21 protein-coding genes and 1 other annotated feature are annotated in these 22,485 nt (G+C 54.9%); of the genes, 5 read left to right on the forward strand and 16 right to left on the reverse strand.

Translation table 11 applies throughout. From position 1 onward, the window contains the following. The 4 genes from thrA to yjjY all read right to left on the reverse strand — a co-directional run bounded on the left by thrA (position 1) and on the right by yjjY (position 4,038). Positions 1–2,463 carry a bifunctional aspartate kinase/homoserine dehydrogenase I gene (gene thrA / locus F3J28_RS13695; protein ID WP_166876899.1) on the reverse strand — a complete coding sequence of 821 codons (2,463 nt, stop codon included), beginning with the start codon at positions 2,461–2,463 and terminating at the stop codon, positions 1–3. Between the two features lie 25 nt (positions 2,464–2,488). After that, positions 2,489–2,606 (reverse strand) — a sequence feature (Thr leader region). Beyond that, on the reverse strand, positions 2,545–2,613 hold the full coding sequence (gene thrL / locus F3J28_RS13700) for a thr operon leader peptide (protein WP_071530522.1): 69 nt from the start codon (positions 2,611–2,613) through the stop codon (positions 2,545–2,547). It overlaps the preceding feature by 62 nt. Before the next feature lie 196 nt (positions 2,614–2,809). After that, complete coding sequence (locus F3J28_RS13705; RefSeq protein WP_166876901.1) at positions 2,810–3,496, reverse strand: tRNA/rRNA methyltransferase; 687 nt, start codon at positions 3,494–3,496, stop codon at positions 2,810–2,812. Between the two features lie 401 nt (positions 3,497–3,897). After that, positions 3,898–4,038: a YjjY family protein gene (gene yjjY, locus F3J28_RS13710; RefSeq protein WP_001541509.1), complete on the reverse strand. Its 141-nt coding sequence runs from the start codon at positions 4,036–4,038 to the stop codon at positions 3,898–3,900. Positions 4,039–4,134: 96 nt separating this feature from the next. Between yjjY and arcA the strand changes: the two genes are divergently transcribed. Then, positions 4,135–4,851 (forward strand): two-component system response regulator ArcA, encoded by a 717-nt coding sequence (gene arcA / locus F3J28_RS13715; protein WP_008461663.1) that lies wholly within the window; start codon positions 4,135–4,137, stop codon positions 4,849–4,851. A 57-nt stretch (positions 4,852–4,908) separates the two neighbouring features. Here the strand turns inward: arcA and F3J28_RS13720 are convergent, their stop codons facing one another. From F3J28_RS13720 to F3J28_RS13740, 5 genes are read right to left on the reverse strand one after another with little or no spacing between them, the layout of a single operon-like run. Then, on the reverse strand, positions 4,909–6,930 hold the full coding sequence (locus F3J28_RS13720) for a CocE/NonD family hydrolase (protein WP_166876904.1): 2,022 nt from the start codon (positions 6,928–6,930) through the stop codon (positions 4,909–4,911). Further along, positions 6,927–8,549 carry an ABC transporter ATP-binding protein gene (locus F3J28_RS13725; RefSeq protein ID WP_166876908.1) on the reverse strand — a complete coding sequence of 541 codons (1,623 nt, stop codon included), beginning with the start codon at positions 8,547–8,549 and terminating at the stop codon, positions 6,927–6,929. The genes F3J28_RS13720 and F3J28_RS13725 overlap by 4 nt, the downstream gene beginning before the upstream one ends. Continuing rightward, positions 8,546–9,376: an ABC transporter permease gene (locus tag F3J28_RS13730; protein ID WP_008460123.1), complete on the reverse strand. Its 831-nt coding sequence runs from the start codon at positions 9,374–9,376 to the stop codon at positions 8,546–8,548. Before F3J28_RS13730 ends, F3J28_RS13725 begins: the two co-directional genes overlap by 4 nt. 3 nt (positions 9,377–9,379) lie before the next feature. Next, complete coding sequence (locus F3J28_RS13735) at positions 9,380–10,327, reverse strand: ABC transporter permease (RefSeq protein ID WP_008460122.1); 948 nt, start codon at positions 10,325–10,327, stop codon at positions 9,380–9,382. After that, positions 10,327–11,916 (reverse strand): ABC transporter substrate-binding protein, encoded by a 1,590-nt coding sequence (locus tag F3J28_RS13740; RefSeq protein ID WP_166876911.1) that lies wholly within the window; start codon positions 11,914–11,916, stop codon positions 10,327–10,329. Before F3J28_RS13740 ends, F3J28_RS13735 begins: the two co-directional genes overlap by 1 nt. Positions 11,917–12,108: 192 nt before the next feature. Here F3J28_RS13740 and F3J28_RS13745 point away from each other — a divergent pair, with 192 nt between their 5' ends. Beyond that, positions 12,109–12,408 carry a CBU_0592 family membrane protein gene (locus F3J28_RS13745; protein ID WP_166876914.1) on the forward strand — a complete coding sequence of 100 codons (300 nt, stop codon included), beginning with the start codon at positions 12,109–12,111 and terminating at the stop codon, positions 12,406–12,408. A 129-nt stretch (positions 12,409–12,537) separates the two neighbouring features. Here the strand turns inward: F3J28_RS13745 and F3J28_RS13750 are convergent, their stop codons facing one another. Next, positions 12,538–13,440 (reverse strand): LysR substrate-binding domain-containing protein, encoded by a 903-nt coding sequence (locus F3J28_RS13750; protein ID WP_166876917.1) that lies wholly within the window; start codon positions 13,438–13,440, stop codon positions 12,538–12,540. 141 nt (positions 13,441–13,581) lie between these two features. Then, entirely contained in the window at positions 13,582–14,055 is a 474-nt protein-coding gene (gene creA, locus F3J28_RS13755) for a protein CreA (protein WP_008460116.1), read from the reverse strand. A 211-nt stretch (positions 14,056–14,266) separates the two neighbouring features. On the opposite strand from creA, the gene robA reads away from it, so the two are divergent. Then, the gene (robA, locus tag F3J28_RS13760; RefSeq protein ID WP_008460114.1) at positions 14,267–15,136 is read left to right on the forward strand and encodes an MDR efflux pump AcrAB transcriptional activator RobA; all 870 of its coding nucleotides are present in this window, start codon (positions 14,267–14,269) and stop codon (positions 15,134–15,136) included. Here the strand turns inward: robA and gpmB are convergent. Beyond that, on the reverse strand, positions 15,133–15,780 hold the full coding sequence (gene gpmB / locus F3J28_RS13765) for a 2,3-diphosphoglycerate-dependent phosphoglycerate mutase GpmB (RefSeq protein ID WP_039290109.1): 648 nt from the start codon (positions 15,778–15,780) through the stop codon (positions 15,133–15,135). The two genes, robA and gpmB, sit on opposite strands and share 4 nt — an antisense overlap. 52 nt (positions 15,781–15,832) lie before the next feature. Between gpmB and yjjX the strand changes: the two genes are divergently transcribed. Next, positions 15,833–16,360: an inosine/xanthosine triphosphatase gene (gene yjjX, locus F3J28_RS13770; protein WP_166876920.1), complete on the forward strand. Its 528-nt coding sequence runs from the start codon at positions 15,833–15,835 to the stop codon at positions 16,358–16,360. Here yjjX and trpR read toward each other — a convergent pair. Next, entirely contained in the window at positions 16,357–16,695 is a 339-nt protein-coding gene (gene trpR, locus F3J28_RS13775; RefSeq protein ID WP_045781281.1) for a trp operon repressor, read from the reverse strand. The two genes, yjjX and trpR, sit on opposite strands and share 4 nt — an antisense overlap. Positions 16,696–16,750: 55 nt before the next feature. Continuing rightward, the gene (gene sltY / locus F3J28_RS13780; protein WP_166876923.1) at positions 16,751–18,685 is read right to left on the reverse strand and encodes a murein transglycosylase; all 1,935 of its coding nucleotides are present in this window, start codon (positions 18,683–18,685) and stop codon (positions 16,751–16,753) included. Positions 18,686–18,927: 242 nt separating this feature from the next. On the opposite strand from sltY, the gene ettA reads away from it, so the two are divergent. Further along, positions 18,928–20,595 (forward strand): energy-dependent translational throttle protein EttA, encoded by a 1,668-nt coding sequence (gene ettA / locus F3J28_RS13785; protein ID WP_008460109.1) that lies wholly within the window; start codon positions 18,928–18,930, stop codon positions 20,593–20,595. Positions 20,596–20,625: 30 nt separating this feature from the next. Here ettA and F3J28_RS13790 read toward each other — a convergent pair whose 3' ends face one another. Then, positions 20,626–21,012 carry a type II restriction endonuclease gene (locus tag F3J28_RS13790; protein WP_166876925.1) on the reverse strand — a complete coding sequence of 129 codons (387 nt, stop codon included), beginning with the start codon at positions 21,010–21,012 and terminating at the stop codon, positions 20,626–20,628. A 236-nt stretch (positions 21,013–21,248) separates the two neighbouring features. Next, on the reverse strand, positions 21,249–22,484 hold the full coding sequence (gene nadR / locus F3J28_RS13795; protein ID WP_166876928.1) for a multifunctional transcriptional regulator/nicotinamide-nucleotide adenylyltransferase/ribosylnicotinamide kinase NadR: 1,236 nt from the start codon (positions 22,482–22,484) through the stop codon (positions 21,249–21,251). Between the last annotated feature and the right edge of the window lies 1 nt (position 22,485).

Here is a 22,485-nt window from a genome sequence, read left to right on the forward strand (position 1 = left end):
TTAAACTCCTAACTTCCATGACAGGGTGCGAAGCAGATCCGCGAACACGCCGGCGGCGGTAACGTCGTTACCCGCCCCGTAGCCACGCAGTACCAGCGGCAGCGGTTGATAATAGTGGCTGTAGAAGGCCAGGGCATTTTCGCCGTTCTTCACCTTATACAGCGGATCGTTGCCGTCTACGGCGTCGATTTTCACTTTGCAGCTGCCGTCTTCTTCAATAATGCCGACGTAACGTAGCACTTTCCCATCGTCACGCGCCTTCCTCACACGAGCCGTAAACTCATCATCCAACTGAGGAAGGCGTGCCATAAAAGACTCGACGTCTCCGCTTGCATCAAAATTTTCCGGAAGTACGGATTCGATCTCGATATCCGAAAGTTCCAGACTGCTCCCGGTCTCACGTGCCAGGATCAACAGCTTACGCGCGACATCCATACCAGAAAGATCGTCACGCGGATCCGGTTCGGTATAGCCCATTTCACGTGCAGTGCTGGTCGCCAGCGAGAAGCTCATTCCCTCATCCAGCTTCCCGAAGATGTAAGAAAGCGACCCGGAAAGAATGCCGGAGAAACGCTGCAGCTCATCGCCCGCATTCAGCAGGTTTTGCAGGTTTTCGATCACCGGCAAGCCCGCCCCCACGTTGGTGTCGTAGAGGAACTTCCGGCGAGAACTCTCCGCGGCATTACGCAACTGGTGGTAATAATTCATGCTCGAGGTGTTGGCCTTTTTGTTTGGCGTCACCACGTGGAAACCTTCGCTCAGGAAATCAGCGTACTGATCCGCCACGGCCTGGCTGGAAGTACAGTCCACAATCACCGGATTCAGCAGATGATACTCTTTCACCAGGCGGATCAGGCGGCCAAGATTGAACGGCTCTTTGGCCTGCTCCAGCGCCTGCTGCCAGTTCTCGAGATCCAGGCCATGCACGTTAGTCAGCAGGGCTTTAGAATTCGCCACGCCGCAAACGCGCAGGTCGATATGCTTTTCCTTCAGCCACGCCTGCTGGCGTTTAACCTGCTCCAGCAGAGCCGCGCCCACGCCGCCAACGCCTACCAGGAACAGCTCAATAACCTGATCGGTGTTAAACAGCATCTGGTGAGTCACACGCACGCCGGTCACGGCATCGTCGTTATTGACCACAACGGAGATAGAGCGCTCGGAAGAGCCCTGTGCGATAGCGATAATGTTGATATTCGCGCGAGCCAGGGCAGCAAAGAACTTGGCGGAGATACCGCGCAGCGTTTTCATGCCGTCGCCCACGACGGAGATAACCGCCAGGCGTTCGGTGACCGCCAGCGGCTCCAGCAGTTCCTCTTTCAGTTCGAGATAGAATTCGTCTTCCATCGCCTTGCGAGCGCGGCCGCAATCGGCCTGCGGAACGCAGAAGCTGATGCTGTACTCGGAGGAGGACTGGGTGATCAGCACCACGGAGATCCCGGCACGGGACATCGCGGCAAACACGCGTGCAGCCATGCCGACCATGCCTTTCATACCCGGGCCTGAAACGCTAAACATCGCCATGTTATTCAGGTTGGTGATGCCTTTCACCGGCAGCCCTTCGTCATCGCTCTTGTCGCCAATGAGCGTACCTGGCGCCTGCGGGTTTCCGGTATTTTTAATCAGGCAAGGGATCTGGAACTGAGCTATCGGGGTGATGGTGCGAGGGTGAAGTACTTTGGCGCCGAAGTAGGAAAGCTCCATCGCTTCCTGGTAAGACATCGACTTCAGCAGTCGGGCATCAGGGACCTGGCGTGGGTCGCAGGTATAAACGCCGTCGACGTCAGTCCAGATTTCACAACAGTCGGCTCGCAGACAGGCAGCCAGCACGGCGGCAGAATAGTCGGAACCGTTGCGGCCCAGAACAACCAGCTCGCCTTTGTCGTTCCCGGCGGTAAACCCAGCCATCAGGATCATGTGATCTTCAGGAATGCGGCTGGCGGCAATGCGGCGAGTTGACTCTGCGATATCCACGCTGGAATCCAGGTAATGCCCCACCGCCAGCAGCTTCTCGACCGGATCGATCACGGTCACCTGGTAGCCGCGAGCCTGCAACACGCCCGACATAATAGCGATAGACAGCTTCTCGCCCCGGCAAATAATCGCCGCATTGATGCTGTCCGGGCACTGGCCCAGCAGGCTGATCCCGTGCAGAACATGTTTAAGCTGAGCAAACTCCTGATTCACTAACCCTTTCAGTTCAGCCAGCGGAAAGCCAGGCTGCGCCTCTGCCAGACCATTCAGCAGTTCAGCAAAAATACGCTCTGCGTCGCTGATATTCGGCACAGCGTCCTGGCCCCCGATGGTTTTCTCAATCATCGCCACAAGGTGGTTAGTAATTTTTGCCGGAGCAGACAACACGGTCGCCACCTGCCCCTGTTTGGCATTACTTTCCAGGATATCGGCAACGCGAAGGAAACGCTCCGCATTTGCCACCGAAGTACCGCCGAATTTCAACACTCGCATTGTTGTGACCCCTTGATTTTTTCCCGAAAAAAAAGCCCGCACTGTTTAGGTGCGGGCTTTTTTCATTTTTACCTGTATGCGTCAGCCCGCACCGTTACCTGTGGTAATGGTGGTTGTGATAATTGTGGTAATCAGGCTGAAGCGAAACATGGATGTTGTGTGCTCTAAATTTGTAATAGCTCTATTGGTTAAAGCAATCCCTTTACCAAGTCAATTTTTTTTAGTTCTGTCACAAAAAATCGCCTTGCCCGGTCGAGCTGAAAAACCCACCAAAAATGGGAGTAAAAGCGCGTAAATAGCGCAATAAGTTAGATGAACGTCTCAAAAAGAGTCATTCAAAAACATTTCATTCTGGTAATTTTTTTTCGATGTCATGAAGCAAACGGTGAAGCATTGCCGTGTCTCTCTGCTCCAGTAGCCCCAAACGCTGCTGGACCCAATCGACCATTTTTTGGTCGTCCGCGACCTCAAGACGATGCAAAAGCGCCGCCATTCGCAAACGCAGCGCATTCAACTGCTGCCCGTCACCGGCCACGTTTTCCACAGGCGGTTGCTGCATCAAAGCGGAAAGCTGGTAGCAATAAACCATCACGGCCTGCCCCAGGTTAAGCGACGGATAATCCGCGACCATCGGCACGCCGGTTAGCACATCCGCCAACTCCAGCTCTTCGTTGGTCAGTCCGGAATCTTCACGGCCAAAAATCAGCGCCGCACATCCTACCCACTGACGTTTCTCTTCGAGCATTGGCAGCAGCTGCTGTGGCGTCGCATAGTAATGAAACTTCGCCCGACTGCGGGCCGTTGTGGCGATGGAAAAATCCACGTCACTCAGGGCATCTGCGAGCGTGTCAAAGTGGCGAATTCCATCAAGAATATCGCCCGCGCCATGCGCCACCCAACGCGCGGCGGGTTGGAGATGCGCGTCACTGGCAACGATCCTCATCTCCGTAAACCCCATGGTCTTCATCGCCCGGGCAGCGGCCCCGACGTTCTCTGCTCTGGCCGGTGAAACCAGGATAATTGGCAAACGCATTGGAACTCTCTTCTAAAATTCGTTAAAACGTGCGAAGTGATGCACAAATTTGGATAATACGCATCGCAAATTTACTTTGTTGCAACATATATTGTGGCTATGACTTCTGATGGACTTATAACTTAAGCTTATGCTTTTACGTGATTATATACCATGAAAATGGGGTAAACACCGGCTATATCCACTTGTTTAACATGGTTTATCCTTCCGTAAGCTCATTACCACCACAGGCCAGATTCAGCTTACTTTTTTAACGCTTTACGATCTTGATTATTAAAAAGTTGTGACAAAAGCTAGCATTGAGCTACGATGATTTAATGAAACTGTTAACGTGCTACAATTGAAATTGATATATGTCAACGAAGCGTAGTTTTATCAGGTGTCTAAGCAGCGCTAGCCTGTTATGTTGCTGTTAAAATGGTTAGGATAACAGCCGTTTTTGACACCGTCGGGTCCAAAGGGAACGTACCCACGACCAAGCTAATGATGTTGTTGACGTTGATGGAAAGTGCATCAAGAACGCAATTACGTACTTTAGTCATGTTAAGCCCGGCATGTTAATTTATGGCATGTAACAGGCAGGTCAGGGACTTTTGTACTTCCTGTTTCGATTTAGTTGGCAATTTTAGGTAGCAAACATGCAGACCCCGCACATTCTTATCGTCGAAGACGAATTAGTAACACGCAACACGCTTAAAAGCATTTTTGAAGCGGAAGGCTATGATGTTTTTGAAGCGACCGATGGCGCAGAGATGCATCAAATCCTTGCCGATAATGACATCAACCTCGTCATTATGGACATCAACCTGCCGGGTAAAAACGGCCTGCTGCTGGCGCGTGAATTGCGCGAGCAGGCTAACGTGGCGCTGATGTTCCTGACGGGTCGTGACAACGAAGTAGACAAGATTCTCGGTCTTGAAATCGGTGCGGATGACTACATCACCAAACCTTTCAACCCGCGTGAACTGACTATTCGTGCACGTAACCTGCTGTCCCGCACCATGAATTTAGGAGCCATCAGCGAAGAACGTCGTTCCGTTGAAAGTTACAAATTCAACGGCTGGGAGCTGGACATCAACAGCCGCTCTCTGGTTAGCCCGAACGGTGAACAGTATAAGCTGCCGCGCAGTGAATTCCGTGCAATGCTGCACTTCTGTGAAAACCCGGGCAAAATTCAGTCTCGTGCCGAGCTGCTGAAAAAAATGACCGGTCGCGAGCTGAAGCCGCATGACCGTACCGTCGATGTGACCATTCGCCGCATTCGTAAACATTTCGAATCCACGCCGGATACGCCTGAAATTATCGCCACCATCCACGGCGAAGGCTACCGTTTCTGCGGCGATCTGCAGGAATAAGCGGTTAGAAATAACGAAAAGGGCTGACATCTGTCAGCCCTTTTTTATGCCTGTCTTTCAGCGGGAAATGCGCTCATTCCAGTCCCGGGTAAAGACCACGTCCCCATTGTGTTGAACCGTCATCTTTCCACTGACGATAAAATGCGTCAGGTCACTGCGCATCTCCAGCACAATATCTGTGTCCGTCCACCAGCCTTCCCGGCCGATTTTCATGTTCTGAGTCAGCAGGTAATGCGCCGAGAGAGGATCGCTGTTTTGCACAGTCAGCTGACGCCTAAGGCTATGATCGACGGTGGTATTAATATCATCAAACCGATACACGCCCTCGCCAAAAACGCCGCCCACGCCCTGAGTGATGCTCTGCCAGCTGTCCTTCACTACGTCATAGCGCAGTTCGCGATCGACCCGCCCAGGAGAGAGGATTGTCAGCGGCGTATTGGCTGCCGTTTCAGGATGCGGATTCGGGCCAGCAATCGGCTTCACTTCCCTGCAAACCGGCAATTGCAGCTGAGCGCTGGCCAGATCAACGCTAAGCGTCGCATTTTCAGCCATCGGCCAGATCATCGGCCAGAAGGTAGTCGCGAGAGAAACCCGTAGCCGATGCCCGGCAGCAAAGCGCCAGGCGATGCCGTCCAGCTGCACGGTAACATTGACCTTTTCGCCCGGCACCAGCGCGACGTTCTGCTCCTGCCCCTGCAAATGACTCAGATTCACCCAGCCGTGGCTGACGCGGGTTGATGCTCCGTCAGGTGCAATGTCTGACAGGCGGACATACAGCATGGCCGCAGGTTTATCGCTGGAAAGCGTGACGTCAAACTGCGGGAAACCGTAAATCGCCAGGCTTTCGCTCAGCGGGGCGCTGTCGAAACTTTCGGCCAGTCCATCATCCATTCGCTGATCGCTCGGGCTTTCCCCCAGCACACCCGCGCCCATCCACTCTCCGGCGAACAACCCGTGATTCTGCACGCTACGGATGTCCTGCCGGTATTCATCGACTAAAGGCGATGTCGCCAGCCGGCCAGGCTGCAGATGCCAGCGCTGAGGGAAGGTTTCAGCGTTGGTATCGTTCTCAATGGCAATCCACTCTCCAAAGGCCCGCGGCCGCTGCGAATCAGGTCGCTGGCTGTCGTTGAGCCAGGCCTGAACGCGAGGGCCATCCAGCACGTCGTTATCGATCTGTTTCAACCAGCGGTCCCACCAGCTCACAGCCTCCTGCAGAAAACCGATGGCCGGCGTAGGCGAGCCATCCTGAGGATAAATATGCGCCCACGGGCCGAGGATCGCCTTGCGCGGGACGTTAAGATTATCCATCAGGCGGAAAACCGCGTTGCTGTAGGAATCCGCCCAGCCGCCCACCGCCATCACCGGGCAGGTAATGGCCTGCCAGTCTTCCCCCACAGAGCCGTGCTTCCAGTAATCATCTTTCAGCGGATGTTCCATCCACAGCGCCGGGAAGAAAGGCATATTTTCAAGGCGGTTCAGCCATGCCTGATACCAGCCCTCCCCGACCAGCTCCGGATCCTGCGGGCGGCTTTGGTAGGCCAGCATAATGCCGCCCCACCACAAATTGTCATTCAGCAGGCAGCCGCCTTTGTAGTGGATATCGTCGTTGTAACGATCGTCCGTCGAGCAAACGGTGATAATGGCTTTCAGTGCCGGAGGGCGGCGAGCCGCCAGCTGCAGGCAGTTAAAGCCGCCCCAGGATTTACCCATCATGCCCACGGCGCCGTTGCACCAGCCCTGACGGCTGATCCAGTCGATCACCTCCAGCGCATCCTCTTGCTCCTGCAAAAGATATTCATCGGCCATCAGCCCATCAGAATCACCGCTGCCGCGCATGTCTACCCGCAGCACCGCATAGCCATTCCCGGCAAAATAGCCGTGCATCGGCTCATCCCGGGTACGCGTTCCGTCGCGCTTGCGGTAGGGAATGTACTCCAGAATAGCGGGCACCGGCTGCTGCGAAGCCGACAAAGGTAGCCACATACGCGCCGCCAGCCGAGTTCCGTCTTTCAAAACAATCCACAAATGTTCCGTCACGCTCACGCTGTGAGGGAATTGCGTAATAAGAGTTTTCATGAAGCTCCTGCCATCGCATTTAACTGACGCTGACCCAGCACCTCATCCAGCCAGGAAGGGCGCATTTCTGGCACGGAAGTCAGCAGTTTTTCGGTGTAACTGTGCATTGGTGCGCTGAATACCTGCTCGGTTGGGCCCTGTGCGACGACGTTGCCCTGATACATCACGGCAACCTGCTGAGCAATGCGTTTTACCGTGCTCAGGTCGTGGGTGATAAACAGATAAGACAGCCCCAGCTGTTCCTGCAGGTTTCTCAGCAATTTCAGCACTTCTTCCGCCACCAGTGGGTCAAGGGCGGAGGTTGCTTCATCGCAGATGATAAGATCGGGCTTCGCGGCCAGCGCTCGCGCAATACACACGCGCTGCTTCTGCCCCCCGGAAAGCGAGCCAGGATAGCGATCAATCAGATAATCAGGGAGTTCAGTCAGTTTCAGGAGTTCCAGAACCCGCGCGCGAACCTGCTGTTTATCAAGGCCAAAATAGAACGCTACCGGGCGGCCAATCGCCTCCAGCACGGTTTGCCTTGGGTTAAGCGCCACATCGGGCAACTGATAGATCATCTGGATACGGCGCAGCGTCTCTTTATCACGCTGCTGGTAGCGGTTGGCCAGCACCTTGTCAGCAAAGGTAACGCTGCCTTTTGTGTCAGTCAGCAGGCCGCAGAGCGCCCGGGCAAGCGTACTCTTCCCGCTCCCGGACTCGCCGATAATGGCCATCGTTTCTCCTTTGGCAATGCTGAGGGAAACGTTGTGGACGACCGCTTTACCGTTGTAGCCCGTAGAGAGATTGTTCAGCGCCAGTAGCTGCCCTTCAGGTTTACTTTCGGCATGCACCGGCGTTAAAGCGTGGGCGCGTTCGGACACCAGCCGCTGCGTGTAGCTTTCTGTTGGATTCTGCAAAATATCGACGGTGCTGCCGCATTCCACTTCGCTCCCCTGACGCAGCACCATAATGCGGTCGGCAATCTGTGCGACAACGGCCAGATCGTGGGTGATATATAACGCGGCGGTATTAAACTCTCTGACCAGTTTGCGCAGCATCACCAGCACTTCGATTTGCGTCGTTACATCCAGCGCGGTGGTCGGTTCATCCAGGACCAGGACATCAGGCTTGCAGGACATCGCCATCGCCGCCATCGCCCGCTGCAGCTGCCCGCCCGAGAGCTGATGTGGATAGCGCTGGCCGATAGTTTCAGGCTCCGGGAGATCAAGCGCTTTAAACAGCGTCACGGCCCAGTCCTGGGCTTCTTCCGGGCTCATCAGGCCATGGCGAAGCGGCCCTTCACAAACCTGCTTGCCGATGGTCAGCGCCGGGTTGAACGCGGCGGCGGCGCTCTGCGCCACATAGGCCACGCGCTTACCGCGAAACTCACGTTTCTCTTTGCTGGATAGCGCCACAATATTTTGCCCGGCCACCAGCACTTCACCGCCCGCAATCCGGCAGCCAGGTCGGGCATAGCCCAGGGCCGCAAGACCGATAGTTGATTTCCCCGCGCCGGACTCGCCAATCAGCCCCAGAACTTCGCCAGGCATCAGGCTGAGAGAGACGCCTTTCACCAGCGGCAGCCCCTGCTCGGTTTCAATGCGTAAATCACGCATCTGTAAAATCGGTTGTGTCATCCCTCTTCTCCCAGCGAAAGGTTGTTACGCACCAGCAGCCAGTCGACCACCAGGTTGACGCCGATCGTCAGCAGGGCAATCGCCGCAGCGGGGTACAGCGGAGCAAACTGGCCAAAATTAATGGCCTGCGCGTTGTCGCGCACCATGCTGCCCCAGTCCGCCCACGGCGGCTGAATGCCCAGCCCAAGGAAACTCAGCCCGGCAATAAACAGGAAGGTAAAGCAGAAGCGCATGCCGAATTCCGCCAGCAGCGGCGGCATGGCGTTAGGCAGAAACTCTTTACGGACGATCCACCACAGCCCTTCCCCACGCAGGCGCGCCGCCTCAACATATTCAAGGCAAACGATCCCCTGCGCGACCAGACGAGCAAGACGGAAAACGCGAGTCGCGTCTAACAGCGCAATGGTTCCGACCAGCACCGGAATAGAGGTCCCCAGCACGGACAGGACGATCAGCGCCAGGATCAGCACCGGGATCGACATCAGCGTATCGACGATGCGGGTGAGCACGACGTCCACCCAGCGCCCGTAAATCGCGGCGGTAAAACCGGTAATAATGCCCACCACAAACGAAATAGCGGTGATCGCCAGCGCAATCGCAATGGTGGTTCGGGCGCCAAACAGAATACGCGACAGCATGTCACGCCCCAGACTGTCGGTGCCGAACGGCATCGAACTCGACGGCAGCATCCAGATGTCACCCACCTGAGCCGTTTCGCTGTGCGGCGCCAGCCAGGGCGCAAAAAGCGCGGCAATCAAATTGACGGCGATGATGGTCAACCCCAATATTGCCGACAGCGGCACCGTGCGAATTTTGATATTTTTCATGGCCTACCTCGCATGCCGCAGTCGTGGGTTACACCAAATGGCCAGCAGATCTGCCGCCGTATTCAGCAGGATATAAGTCCCGCCAAAAAGCAGCCCGCAGGCCTGCACCACCGGCAAATCTCGTTTTGTCACCGCATCCACCATCAGTTGCCCGATGCCCGGATAAACAAAGACCACCTCAACCAGGATGACGCCCACCACCAGATAGGCCAGGTTAAAAGCAATCACGTTGATGATTGGCGCGAGCGCGTTGGGCAGCGCGTGGCTGAGCACAATGCGCCAGCGGGAAAGCCCTTTTAGCAGCGCCGTTTCGATGTAGCTGCTGGACATCACCGCGCCGACTGAAGCGCGCGTCATGCGCAGCATGTGCGCCAGCACCACCAGCACCAGCGTCAGCATCGGCAACGTACAGGCATAGAGCCTGTCGAGCAGGCTGGCATCCGGGTCGACCAGCGCGAGGCTGGGGAACCAGGCCAGGCGAATCGCAAAGAAGATCACCAGCACGTAGCCGACAAAAAACTCCGGCACCGAAATGCTCATCAGCGTCAGCGTATTCGCCAGGCGGTCAAACCAGGAACCGCGCCACACCGCAGAAGCAATCCCCAATACGACCGCCAACGGAATCGCGATCAGCGCGGCATATAGCGCAAGAAACAGCGTGTTCGCCAGGCGAGGCAGCAGCTCGGCGCCAATAGGCTGGTTGTTGGCAAGCGAAGTGCCTAAATCACCGTGCAAGACGCCGGACAGCCAATGCAGATAGCGATAAACCGCCGGCTGATCCAGCCCAAGCTGGAGACGCAGCGCGGCGATGGTTTCCGGCGTGCCGTTTTGGCCGAGGATGGCGCTCGCCACGTCGCCGGGCAACAGCTCGGTGCCGACGAAGATCAGAACCGAAACCAGCCACAGCGTCAGCACGCCCAGCAATAAGCGATGAAGGATCTGTTTTTTCATTACGACTCCAGCCAGACGCGTTCAGCCAGGCGGCCACCCATAAAGTTGAAGAGCGGATGAGGTTTCACGCCGCCGACTTTTTTGCTGGTGGCGTCCAGATAGTCGCCAAACAGCGGGATCATCGCGCCGCCGTCATCCCGGGCAATGCTTTGCAGCTCCCCGTAGATCTCTGCCCGCTTTTGGTCATCAAGCAGCGATCGCGCCTGAATCAGCAGGCTGTCGAACTTGTCGTTCTTCCAGTGGGTATCGTTCCATTTAGCGGTGGACTGCCAGGCGGTGGAGAACATCTGATCTGCGGTTGGGCGGCCGCCCCAGTAGCCCATGCTAAACGGCGCTTTCATCCAGACGTCATCCCAGTAGCTGTCAGCCGGCTGGCGTTTGATGCTGACCTGAATCCCCGCTGCAGCGGCTTCCCCCTGGAACAATGCGGCGGCATCCAGCGCCCCGGCAAAGGCAGCATCAGAGGACGACAGCTCGAGCGGCAGCGCGCTTAGTCCGGCTTTTTTCAGGAAGAACTTAGCCTTGTCAGGATCGTAGGCGCGCTGTTCCAGGCTTTTATTGAAGAAGCGATCGGTTTTCGGGATCGGATGATCGTTGCCCAGCGTGCCGTACCCCCGCAGCACGGTAGCCAGTAATTTCTCGCGATCGATGCCGTATTTAATCGCCGTCCGAACGTCATTGTTGTTGAACGGCGCTACGCGGCAGTCCATCAGGAAGGTGAAATGCTGCCCGCCGGCCGCCCGCACGATGTTCAGCGCCGGGCTACGCTTCAGGAAATCGACGGTTTTAAAGTCCACGCGGTTGATGGCGTGTACCTGGCCCGAAATAAGGGCGTTGGTACGCGCGGTCGCATCGTTGATCACCAGCACTTCAACGGCGTCCACAAACGCGCGGTTTGGCTTCCAGTAATTAGGATTACGTTTGAAGTAGGAGCGCACGCCCGGCTGGTACTGATCAAAGACGAAGCCACCGGTGCCAATCGGGTGTTTCCAGTCGGTAAAGCCGTCCGGCACCACAACGAGATGATAGTCCGCCAGCAGGAACGGCAAGTCGGCGTTGCCGCTGTCCAGCGTCAGGGTAATTTCGTTCTCACCGCTCTTCTTCAGATCTTTGATGGCCGCCAGCTGCGTTTTAATGGCGCTGCGTGACTGGTCACCGCGGTGGAGATTAATCGAGTAAAGAATGTCTTCCACGGTAAGCGCCTTGCCGTTGTGGAAGGTCACGCCCTGACGCACTTTAAAGGTCCACTCCTGCGCGCCCGGCTTCGCTTCCCAGCTTTCCAGCAGTTCCGGTGTGGCCTGGTTATTCTCATCAATTTCCACCAGGCCGTTCATCAACATATACGCCTGGTTAAGCGGCACCCAGTCGCTAAAGAGTGTAGGATCCAGAGAATCGCTGGTATTGCCGCCCGACATGCCCAGCTTCAGCACGCCCCCTTTTTTAGGCGTCGCTTCGGCAGCAAAACCCGCCAGCGGCGACAGCGATAACGCACTGCCCATACCAATCAGCGCCGCCGTATTGATAAATGAACGGCGGCTCATGCTCACGCCTTGCAGGTATTTTTTTTCGTCTGAACGATCGTCTTTCATTTATTTTTCTCCGTTATTATTTGTTTGTCTGACCACCGGCCAGATGCCATAGCACATCTATTTATGATTTATATCAAAACAGCTAAACACTGAGGCATGAGTTTTTCGTATCAGACTATGAAAAAAATGCACGGCAGAGCCACGACAAAAAAGATAATTTCCCGTTCACGGAGTCACATCAGGAAAGAAAAAGTGGAACTGCATACCCTTGTAGGTTTAATTGGCGTGTTTTGTTACCTGCTGGCATACGCCCTGGTCCAAATGCGAAGGCTATCAATAGATTCAAATGGTTATGCGTGTCTTAACATCGCAGGCTGCGTGGGCGGGCTGTATTCTCTCAGCCATGATTTTAATTTAGCGTCGGTAATATCGCAGTCGATGTGGCTGGTTTTCACACTTGTAGGTATGCATACTTCTTATCGTCGACGCGCAGAGATGAAAAATAAAATAGTGCCTTTGGATTTAGAGACGATAAATAAACCAAAGGATTAAATGTGATTCATCACTTATTTCCCTTCGCATTACATAAGAAAACGTTATGGCTAATAAAATAAGCAGATAATTTATTGATGACCAAAATATTAAAATAATCGTCTTTTGTGATTTACATCTATTTTCTGATTATTCCGCCAAAGGTTGGCGCTGCAGCCAGCTCATCACATGGCGAACAACCGGCTTCATGTAGCGATCCTGGGGGATAAGCAGGAAACATTTACTGGCGGCGGCCAGCTTGCCAGAGTGCGCCGCGACAAGCTCGCCTCGGTTAAGATAATCCTGCACCAGCCCTTCCCAGCCGAGTAATATCCCGTCGCCGCGGACCGCCGTCTCGACTAAAAACGGATAGTTATTGGCTCGCCAGGTTTGCCCTGGCACAAAGCTCAAAACATTTTGCGAAGCAAACCAGTCGCTCCACCCGGTCCACTCCCGCTGGGGATCGTCCTGAATCAGCAGCGTGTGCTGCAGCAGCGCTTCCGCCGGTGCGTCTGAACCAATGCGGGACAGAAAAGCCGGGGAGCACATGGGATAACAGACTTCATCGAAGAGCGGCGTGGCGTGAAAGCCGACGGGCACGCTTCGCAGGTAAAAAATAGCCAGATCAAATTCCGATGAGCGCAGCTCCGAGAAGTTGTCGGTAATTTTCATGCGAATCTGCAAATCTGGCAGCTCACGATGCAAGGCAGACAACCGGGATGACAGCCACAGCGAACTCATAGCACTGGTACAGGCGATCGTGACCTGTGGCAACCCGGTCCAGCCCATCACTTCTGCCGTGGCATGCGACAGCGCCGCAAGCTGCTGCCTGACCCGCTCGGCATAAGCTTCACCGCGTGGCGTAAGCAGCACTCGCCGCTGGGTTCGGGTAAAGAGCTTGCAGCCGAGCATCTCTTCCAGCTGCAGAATTTGCCGGCTGGTAGCGCTTTGCGTCAGGTTTAGCTCCTCCGCCGCACGAGAAATGTTGCCATAGCGGGCCACGCATTCGAAGGCGATAAGGGTATTCAGGGGCGGTAGAGGCTCGATCTGCATCAAAGAAGCCTTAGAAGGCAACGGCACGGTCATAACACACTAATAAGGAAGGTAAGAACTGACAAGCCTGATGCATTAGAAATACATCAGGCTTCTCATGCGGCCATGCGTGAATGCATCCGCTCATCGCCAGTGCGCAGATTATTTACTCCACGGAATAATCGGCACCGCGCTGATGGCGTTCTTAGGAGAGCCTTCTACGACCCGATCAGAGTAGGCAAGGTAGGCCAGGGCATTACGCTTCGCATCATAGAAACGCACCACCTGCAGCTTTTTAAACACCAGCGAAGTTCGCTTCTGGAACACCACATCGCCCTGCGCTTTACCCGCTTTGATCTTGTCGCTGAGCTCAACCGGGCCTACCTGCTGGCAGGAAATGGCCGCATCAGACGTGTCTTCAGCTAATCCGAGACCGCCCTTGATACCCCCGGTTTTTGCACGACTGATATAACAGGTCACATTCTTCACATCAGGATCGTCAAACGCCTCGACGACAATCTTGTGGTCGGGACCAAAGACTTTAAACACAGTGTCCACCGATCCGATCTGCTCCGCGCTCGCACCGTAGCTTACGGCCAGAAGCGCACTGCAAAGTGCTAAAGCTTTATATTTCATATTGTTACCATTGTATAAAAATTGCCCTACGGGACTATTCAACAATTGGACAAAAAACCGTTGAATATCACATTATTAGCAAAACCTGCCTCCATAATCGGCAAATTTGGCACAACTTGTTAAATAAAAACGGTGAATGCATAAACTACAAAAATGCTATTATCCGCTACCTTAGTAAACAGGCATTCGCTTGTATGGATGAGGATATTTTATGGATCAGGCTGGGATCATTCGCGATCTTCTTAGCTGGCTGGAGGGCCACCTCGACCAGCCTCTCGCCCTTGATAATGTGGCGGCAAAGGCAGGTTATTCCAAGTGGCATTTACAACGGATGTTTAAAGAGGTTACCGGGCACGCTATTGGTGCCTATATTCGCGCCCGCCGACTCTCCAAATCCGCCGTTGCTCTGCGCCTGACTGCGCGCCCTATTCTCGACATTGCGCTTCAGTACCGCTTTGACTCGCAGCAGACGTTTACTCGTGCGTTTAAAAAGCAGTTTGCTCAAACGCCGGCGCTCTATCGTCGTTCTCCTGACTGGAGCGCCTTCGGTATGCGCCCACCGCTGCGTCTCGGCGAGTTCACGCCGCCGCAGGCCCACTTCATCACGATGCCGGAAACGCATCTTGTTGGGGTGACGCAAAGCTACAGCTGCACGCTGGAGCAAATCTCCGACTTCCGTAATGAGATGCGCATCCAGTTCTGGACACAGTTCCTCGGCAACTCACCGACGATCCCGCGGGTGTTATACGGCCTGCATGAGCCTCGCCCAAGCTCGGAAAAAGACGACGAGCAGGAAGTCTTCTACACCACGGCGCTCACGCCTGAGCTGGCGAATGGTTTCCTGCCGGATTCACATCCGGTAGTGCTGGAAGGGGGGGATTATGTTCAATTTAACTACGAAGGGCTGGGCACCGGGCTGCAGGACTTTATCCTGACGGTTTATGGCACCTGCATGCCGTCACTCAACCTGACGCGCCGTAAAGGTCAGGACATCGAACGTTTCTACCCTCAGGATGAAACGCGGGATCAGGATGTGCCGATGCATATCCGCTGTGAATACCTGATCCCTGTTCGCCGTTAACGCTGGATTTCATCCAGAGCAGGGGCATCAAGGTGCGAGATGTCTCCTGCTGTTTCAACCACCCATCCAGACGCCAGCCACGGGCTGTGCTGATAATCCACGCGGGAAATCGAGCAGTTGCGCAGACGCAGTCGACGTTCCGCCCACGCCGGTAAGCCAAGAATCGTACTCACCAGTCCGCCCAGTGCCATACCGTGACTCACCAGCAGCGGTCGGCTTCCGGCCGGCAGTTCCCGGCAGGCATTCAGGGCTTCGTGCATGCGGTTACTCAGTTCCAGCATGCTTTCGCCTTCAGGAATACGTCCGTCCGGCGTGCCGTCAACTAAGCGCCGACGCCAGCCCTCTTCCTCTTCGGTCAGCGAGTCCATTTTGCGGCGTTCAAGCACGCCCATATTGAGCTCGCGCAGGCGGGCATCCAGGATAATCTCGCAGCCGCAGGCTTCGGCGATGATCTCTGCGGTGCGGCGAGTACGGCCTAAATCGCTGCTGATAATGTGGGTGATGCCAAGGGCTCTGGCTCGTTCGGCCACTTGCCAGGCCTGACGTTCTCCGTTTTCAGTCAGCGCGCTGTCTGACTGCCCCTGAATGCGGCGCTCAGCATTCCACTGCGTTTCGCCATGACGAACAAGGTATACCTGTAACATGCGTTTTTTCCGTTATACTCCGGTCACGAAATATCGAGAGTTCTGACTTATTATGAACCATGTCGTAGCTGCAACAACCAATCCCGCCAAAATTCAGGCGATTCTGCAGGCGTTTAGCGAGATTTATGGCGAAGGATCCTGCCATATTGAGCCCGTGGTCGTCGATAGTGGCGTGCCGGAGCAGCCCTTTGGTAGTCAGGAAACGCGAACTGGCGCACGATGCAGAGTAGCGAATGCCCGGGAGATCAGACCAGATGCCGACTTCTGGGTCGCCATCGAGGCCGGTATTGACGAAGGGAGTACCTTCAGTTGGGTGGTGATCGAGAATCGGCAGCAGCGCGGTGAAGCCCGTTCGGCAACCCTGCCGCTGCCAGACATCATTCTGCAAAAAGTCAGCGCAGGCCACGCTCTGGGGCCGGTGATGTCCGACTATACGGGTATCAATGAGATTGGGCGTAAAGAGGGAGCGATTGGGGTGTTCACCGCCGGAAAGCTCACGCGTACTAGCGTTTACCATCAGGCGGTGATTCTGGCGCTAAGTCCATTTCATAACGAGATTTACTGCCGGGAAAATATTTAGCGGTTTGAGCTGCCACTCTGCAGCAGCTCTTTTTCCAGCCACGCCCGTAACTCCGTCGGCGCAGCTTTCAGGCTGTTAGAGCCGCGGGTGATGGTTGCAATCCCCGCGCCCAGTTCATTCTTCAGCTCACGCTGGCTTAGCTCACCGCGCAACAACTCTTCGATAATGCGTACTCGCGTGCCTAACGCCGTACGCTCATCCGGCGTCAACAGCAGCGTCAGCAGGGGCATGTGAAGCTCCTGCCCAAAAGCTTGCTGTAACAGCCCCACAAAGCGGAGCCACTCTTTATTACTTTGCTCGGCCTGTTCCGCCGAATACTGAGAGAGCTGAGTCATGTCAGGCCACCATACTCTTTAACTAGTACGGCAGCATAACATACTCTCCGCGCAATCAGTAACGCCGCTGCCACTCGCTGTCAGACAGAATCTTGTCCGGCTGCCCCATGAAATAGCGGTAATAGGCATCGTAGGCCAGCACGTTTTTCACATAGCCACGCGTCTCAGAGAACGGAATGCTTTCCACGAATGCGATGGCGTCAATCCGCCCCGCGCTGTTACCCAGCCAGGTCCGCACGCGCCCCGGCCCTGCGTTATAGGCGGCGGAAGCAAAGATACGGTTGTTCTCAAACTGCTGGAACACATACTGCAGGTAGCTGGTACCGATATTGATGTTGGTGTCAGGATCCAGAAGCTGCACCGGGCTGCTGTAGCCTGGAATACTGAACATTTTCACCGTATGGGTGGCGGTGCCCGGCATGATCTGCATCAGGCCGCTTGCCCCCACCGGGGAACGCACTTTCGGATTCCAGGCACTTTCCTGGCGGGCAATCGCCATGGCATAACTTTGTGGCACAGTTTTGCCGCTAACGTAGCGGGCAAAGGTGCCTTTATAAGCCAGCGGGAAGCGCTCTTCGAGATTATCCCAAAGCTTGCCGGCAATAGTTGCCTGCACGCTGAGATCCCACCAGTCCTGCTCAAAAGCATAGCGCGCCAGCCCGGCCTGCTCCTGCTTGCTGCGGCTGGTGACCAGGTTTGCCCATTCGCTCCGCGCGGTGTTGTCCATATTCCAGTACATCAGCTCGCGGACACGGGCCATTTCAGGCCCCTGCACCAGCGCAGGATTAACAGGCTCGGCTTTATCCACGCGCAGGGGGTATTCCTCCCCAAGCCGCTGGGCGGCAACCATCGGGTAGAAGCCGCGCTGCTGCATCAGGGCACGAAGAATACCTTTCGCTTCGTCTTCACGTCCCCGCTCCAGCAGTAAATCAGCCTGCCAGTAGCGCCATTCGTCTTTCTCTTTGGCTTCCATCGGCAAACGGGCCAGCCAGGTATTCAGCCCAGTTCGGTCTCCGGCGCCCAGCGCCATACGCACGCGCCGCTCAATCAGCGAGGTAGACTGGGAACGCATAATAGCGTCATCCCGCCAGCGAGCCTGTTCATCCGTCACGTCGCTGCCCATCAATCGCCAGGCCACAACGTCACGCAATTCCTGCACCTGTTCATCGGTCAATTTCTGTGCCTGAGCCAGGGACGGGATCATCAGGCGAGCATTCTCTACATCCTGACGGGCAACGCTTGCGAAGGCGATAGCGGCCGCCTGACGAGTGAAATCCGTCGCCCCCACCGTATTAGCGAAGGTCAGCACCGTGCCAGGATTATTTTGCAGGCTGACCAGGGCGCTGGAGATGGTCTGATATTCCGCTGGCATCTGGTTCGCCAGCACGTTCACCAGCGAGGTATTCCCCTCTTTCATCGCCAGGCGGATTCGCTCAAGGTAAGCCAGCGGATCCTGCGTGCCGGAAGCTCGCCACGCCGAAAACAGCGCATCACAGCTCGACGGCTGGCTCTTTCCCGTCAGCCAAAGTTCTTTCGCACCGGCCCAGGCGGCATCCGCTTGCCCGGTATTCCATTTGGCAAAGTAGTAATTACATTTTGCTTCGTTAGTGGCAGGCGGCTCGGGGCTAAAGGCCAGCAAACCTTGCCAGTCCTGCCGCCTTGCCAGCTCGTTAACAAACCGGGAGCTTAAGGTACGCGCCGGAGGCAAAGTTGGGTTCGCCTGGATAAATTGGGCCACCGCCACGGTCGGCTCGTTCATCAGGTCGTCGGTGAGCTGACGGTATTCAAGATAAGGATAAAGAGGATAGGTCTGCAGCGTGGGCATGAGCTGCTGCACCACGTCCATTTGCTTGTTATCCCAGGCCTGTTTAATTTGCGCGTAGCGGTTGCGCTGCTCATCGAGAGAATCTGCACGTACCGCACCGTTTAACATCACCAGGCTAACGCCCGCGGCAAGCAACTGCCATACGACTTGTTTGGCTTTTACCACACCTTCTCCTCATTATTTTCCTGACGGCATCATGCCTGCGCTGCAATAAGCGAATGCATTCATGCTAACCAGGGGAGACGCAATACGCCACGTCCGGAAGGGATATTTTGGTCATGAAACGTATAAAGACGCCCTGCGCGGCAGAAGCACGATACCCCGCTGGGATTAGACCGTGAAAACCGCTACACTTCGCCTTTGTTAAGTACCATCTTACATCACGATAAAAGAGGCAAAGTCGCACTGTGGCTCAATTCGTTTATACCATGCATCGTGTCGGCAAAGTTGTCCCGCCGAAACGACATATTCTGAAAAATATTTCGCTCAGCTTCTTCCCTGGCGCCAAAATCGGCGTACTGGGTCTGAACGGTGCCGGTAAATCCACCCTGCTGCGCATCATGGCCGGCATCGATACCGATATCGAAGGCGAAGCCCGTCCACAGCCAGGCATCAAGATCGGCTACCTGCCGCAGGAACCTAAGCTGAACCCGGAACACACCGTACGTGAGTCCGTAGAAGAAGCGGTTTCCGAAGTGGTTAACGCGCTGAAAGGCCTGGACGAAGTCTACGCCAAATACGCCGAGCCGGACGCGGACTTCGATAAGCTGGCCGCGCAGCAAGGCAAGTATGAAGAAATCATCCAGGCGCACGACGGTCATAACCTGAACGTGCAGCTGGAGCGCGCCGCCGATGCCCTGCGCCTGCCGGACTGGGATGCAAAAATCGAGAAGCTGTCCGGGGGTGAACGCCGCCGCGTTGCGCTTTGCCGCCTGCTGCTGGAAAAACCAGACATGCTGTTGCTCGACGAACCAACCAACCACCTGGATGCAGAATCCGTGGCATGGCTGGAACGCTTCCTGCACGACTTCGAGGGCACCGTGGTGGCGATCACCCACGACCGTTACTTCCTCGACAACGTCGCCGGCTGGATCCTCGAGCTTGACCGTGGGGAAGGTATTCCATGGGAAGGTAACTACTCCTCCTGGCTGGAGCAGAAAGATCAGCGCCTGGCGCAGGAAGCCTCAACGGAAGCGGCTCGCCGTAAATCCATTGAGAAAGAGCTGGAGTGGGTTCGTCAGGGCGCTAAAGGCCGTCAGTCTAAGGGCAAAGCCCGTCTGGCACGCTTCGAAGAGCTGAACAACACCGAATACCAGAAACGTAACGAAACCAACGAACTGTTTATTCCACCTGGCGCACGTCTGGGGGATAAAGTGGTGGAAGTTAACAACCTGCGTAAATCTTACGGCGACCGCCTGCTGATTGACGATCTGAGCTTCTCCGTCCCGAAAGGCGCCATCGTCGGCATCATCGGCCCGAACGGCGCGGGTAAATCCACCCTGTTCCGCATGATGTCCGGTCAGGAACAGCCTGACAGCGGCTCTATCACCCTCGGCGAGACCGTGAAACTGGCCTCCGTTGACCAGTTCCGTGACGCCATGGATAACAGCAAAACCGTGTGGGAAGAAGTCTCCGGCGGCCAGGATATTATGCGTATCGGCAACACCGAGATGCCAAGCCGTGCCTACGTGGGCCGCTTTAACTTCAAAGGCGTTGACCAGGGCAAACGCGTGGGCGAGCTGTCCGGTGGTGAGCGCGGTCGTCTGCATCTGGCGAAGCTGCTGCAGGTTGGCGGTAACGTACTGCTGCTCGATGAACCAACCAACGACCTGGATATCGAAACCCTGCGCGCGCTGGAAAACGCCCTGCTGGAGTTCCCGGGCTGCGCGATGGTTATCTCGCACGACCGCTGGTTCCTGGACCGCATCGCTACCCACATTCTGGATTACCAGGATGAAGGTAAAGTCGAATTCTTCGAAGGGAACTTCACCGAATACGAAGAGTACAAGAAGCGTACCCTCGGCTCAGATGCCCTGGAGCCAAAACGCATCAAGTACAAGCGTGTGACCAAGTAAAAATATAGGGCCGCAATTGCGGCCCTAAGTTTAATAGGTTGCCCAGGACAAATATTCTCCCTGATGCTCCTCACTTCCATTTTTAAATAAAATGCACTGTAACTTCCCTGAACGATTAAAACCTATAACAATGTTATCTCCAGGTTGTGCATTATTCATTATGTAATTAGGCTCATAGTAGAAACGAAACTCAGAGCGAGATTCATTACTTGCGCGTGCTTCATACCACGTCACATCAACATCAGCCTTAACATCGCTGCCTCTGATTGAAAAAGAAGCCGTTAGCTCTCTTTTATCAGCTCCGAAAATATTCTTTAATGCAATAACACCATTAAATTCTTTCTGATCAACGAGCTCGCTCTTTGACAATGTTTTAATACAAGCTAAATCCAACTCTTGAGCACGACGTCCAGACATATTTTCTCCTTCATATAAACATTGAACGACTATGGATGAAAGAGAACATTACTCTACATAGGGAATATAAAACGTTAACCCACGCATGCGAATAAAAATGAGCTTAAAAAAACAATAAGAAACAACAAGAAATAATTGATTTAATTTTAAATAAAAACTACATCATTAATCACTTAATAATTGCGAGAAAACTCTCTCGCAATTATCATGAATTAAATAATAAACCTTTGGAAATATTATTCCCGCTGCTCACCCATCATCTCTTTCACCAGATCCACGCAGCGCAGGAAGCGCGAGTCATAGTCGGACTCTTCGACGTGAATAAACTCGATGTTGTTCTCTTGGAGCATCTCCACCAGCAGGTTCTGGAACGATTTTCTGTCCACATCGCTGCCAAGGCTGCGTAAACCGTCGGCCACCCACGGCGTATTATTTTCCAGCAGGATAACCAGATCAAAGCGGTACTCGTCGATCAGCGCCTGTACAAACGGGTGCTCGCGGCCTTCATACTTCTTGCAGAAGGCCTGAGTGGTCACAAAGTCGGTGTCGATAAACGCCACTTTATTGGCGTACTTCACCGCAAAATCGACGTACTGCGCATGGCCGATGGCAATTTTGTCGTAGTCGGAATATTGCAGCGCCATTTCGTCACCGCCCAGGTGCGAGAAAACGTAATCCCGCCCGTATTCCCAGGCGCTGGTGGTATTGAAGATGTTGGCAAGCTTGTTCACCATCCACGACTTCCCGCTCGACTCGCCGCCAAGTATCGCCACCGTGCGCACAAAGAACGGTTTTACCTCAGTAGGAATGTATTCCCAGTAGCGGAACGGGTTTTCACGGATTTGTGTGCCGCTGATGTTCATAAAGGTTCGCTTTGGATCGACCACCACCGTTTCGATCCCGAGGTGTTCGGTAAACTTCGCGGCGTCCCCTTCTTCCGAGGTATAGATCCGGTCTGGCGAAATACCTTTGCTGTCCATAAACGCTTTAATCCCCCGGCTCCAGACGTCCCAGCCGTGGGGATAAGGCTCCATCCCCTCCTCGTTAAAGGAGTGAATGCGGATATTCTTCTGATATTTAAAAGTTTGCAGCAGCCAGCGCAGGCGGTCACCGGTGGTTGGCTGCTGGGACATCGCGCTATCGTCAAACAGCGCGCGGTCGCGGGGCTCATCATAGCCCATGATGATATGCAGCTCGTCCACCTGGCTACAGGCGCGCTGGATCAAGTAGATATGCCCGGTATGCAACGGATAAAACTTACCGAACACCACGCCGACTTTCTTTTCGCGACGCGGGAATTCCAGCCCAAGGAAGCGGTGCAACGCCTCCAGTTTTTGCGCGCTGGGGCTTTTGATTTTCGCGTTCAGTAACTGGCTCAGGTAGCCTTTAGTCATGCCGCTGGCGTCCGCCACCTGCTGTAAGGTACAGCCCTGTTGGCGAATAGCCGTTTTAATATAGTCGAATGACGACACG

Source organism: Enterobacter sp. Ap-1006 (assembly GCF_011752835.1).
Taxonomy (GTDB): domain Bacteria; phylum Pseudomonadota; class Gammaproteobacteria; order Enterobacterales; family Enterobacteriaceae; genus Cedecea.

Coding starts and splice junctions, on each gene's coding strand:
- F3J28_RS13750 (WP_166876917.1), bottom strand. CDS start 13,440: ATGCAGATCGAGCCTCTACCGCCCCTGAATACCCTTATCGCCTTCGAA.
- arcA (WP_008461663.1), top strand. CDS start 4,135: ATGCAGACCCCGCACATTCTTATCGTCGAAGACGAATTAGTAACACGC.
- F3J28_RS13705 (WP_166876901.1), bottom strand. CDS start 3,496: ATGCGTTTGCCAATTATCCTGGTTTCACCGGCCAGAGCAGAGAACGTC.
- creA (WP_008460116.1), bottom strand. CDS start 14,055: ATGAAATATAAAGCTTTAGCACTTTGCAGTGCGCTTCTGGCCGTAAGC.
- F3J28_RS13740 (WP_166876911.1), bottom strand. CDS start 11,916: ATGAAAGACGATCGTTCAGACGAAAAAAAATACCTGCAAGGCGTGAGC.
- yjjX (WP_166876920.1), top strand. CDS start 15,833: ATGAACCATGTCGTAGCTGCAACAACCAATCCCGCCAAAATTCAGGCG.
- trpR (WP_045781281.1), bottom strand. CDS start 16,695: ATGACTCAGCTCTCTCAGTATTCGGCGGAACAGGCCGAGCAAAGTAAT.
- F3J28_RS13735 (WP_008460122.1), bottom strand. CDS start 10,327: ATGAAAAAACAGATCCTTCATCGCTTATTGCTGGGCGTGCTGACGCTG.
- F3J28_RS13725 (WP_166876908.1), bottom strand. CDS start 8,549: ATGACACAACCGATTTTACAGATGCGTGATTTACGCATTGAAACCGAG.
- F3J28_RS13790 (WP_166876925.1), bottom strand. CDS start 21,012: ATGTCTGGACGTCGTGCTCAAGAGTTGGATTTAGCTTGTATTAAAACA.
- F3J28_RS13730 (WP_008460123.1), bottom strand. CDS start 9,376: ATGAAAAATATCAAAATTCGCACGGTGCCGCTGTCGGCAATATTGGGG.
- gpmB (WP_039290109.1), bottom strand. CDS start 15,780: ATGTTACAGGTATACCTTGTTCGTCATGGCGAAACGCAGTGGAATGCT.
- thrA (WP_166876899.1), bottom strand. CDS start 2,463: ATGCGAGTGTTGAAATTCGGCGGTACTTCGGTGGCAAATGCGGAGCGT.
- F3J28_RS13720 (WP_166876904.1), bottom strand. CDS start 6,930: ATGAAAACTCTTATTACGCAATTCCCTCACAGCGTGAGCGTGACGGAA.
- robA (WP_008460114.1), top strand. CDS start 14,267: ATGGATCAGGCTGGGATCATTCGCGATCTTCTTAGCTGGCTGGAGGGC.
- yjjY (WP_001541509.1), bottom strand. CDS start 4,038: ATGACTAAAGTACGTAATTGCGTTCTTGATGCACTTTCCATCAACGTC.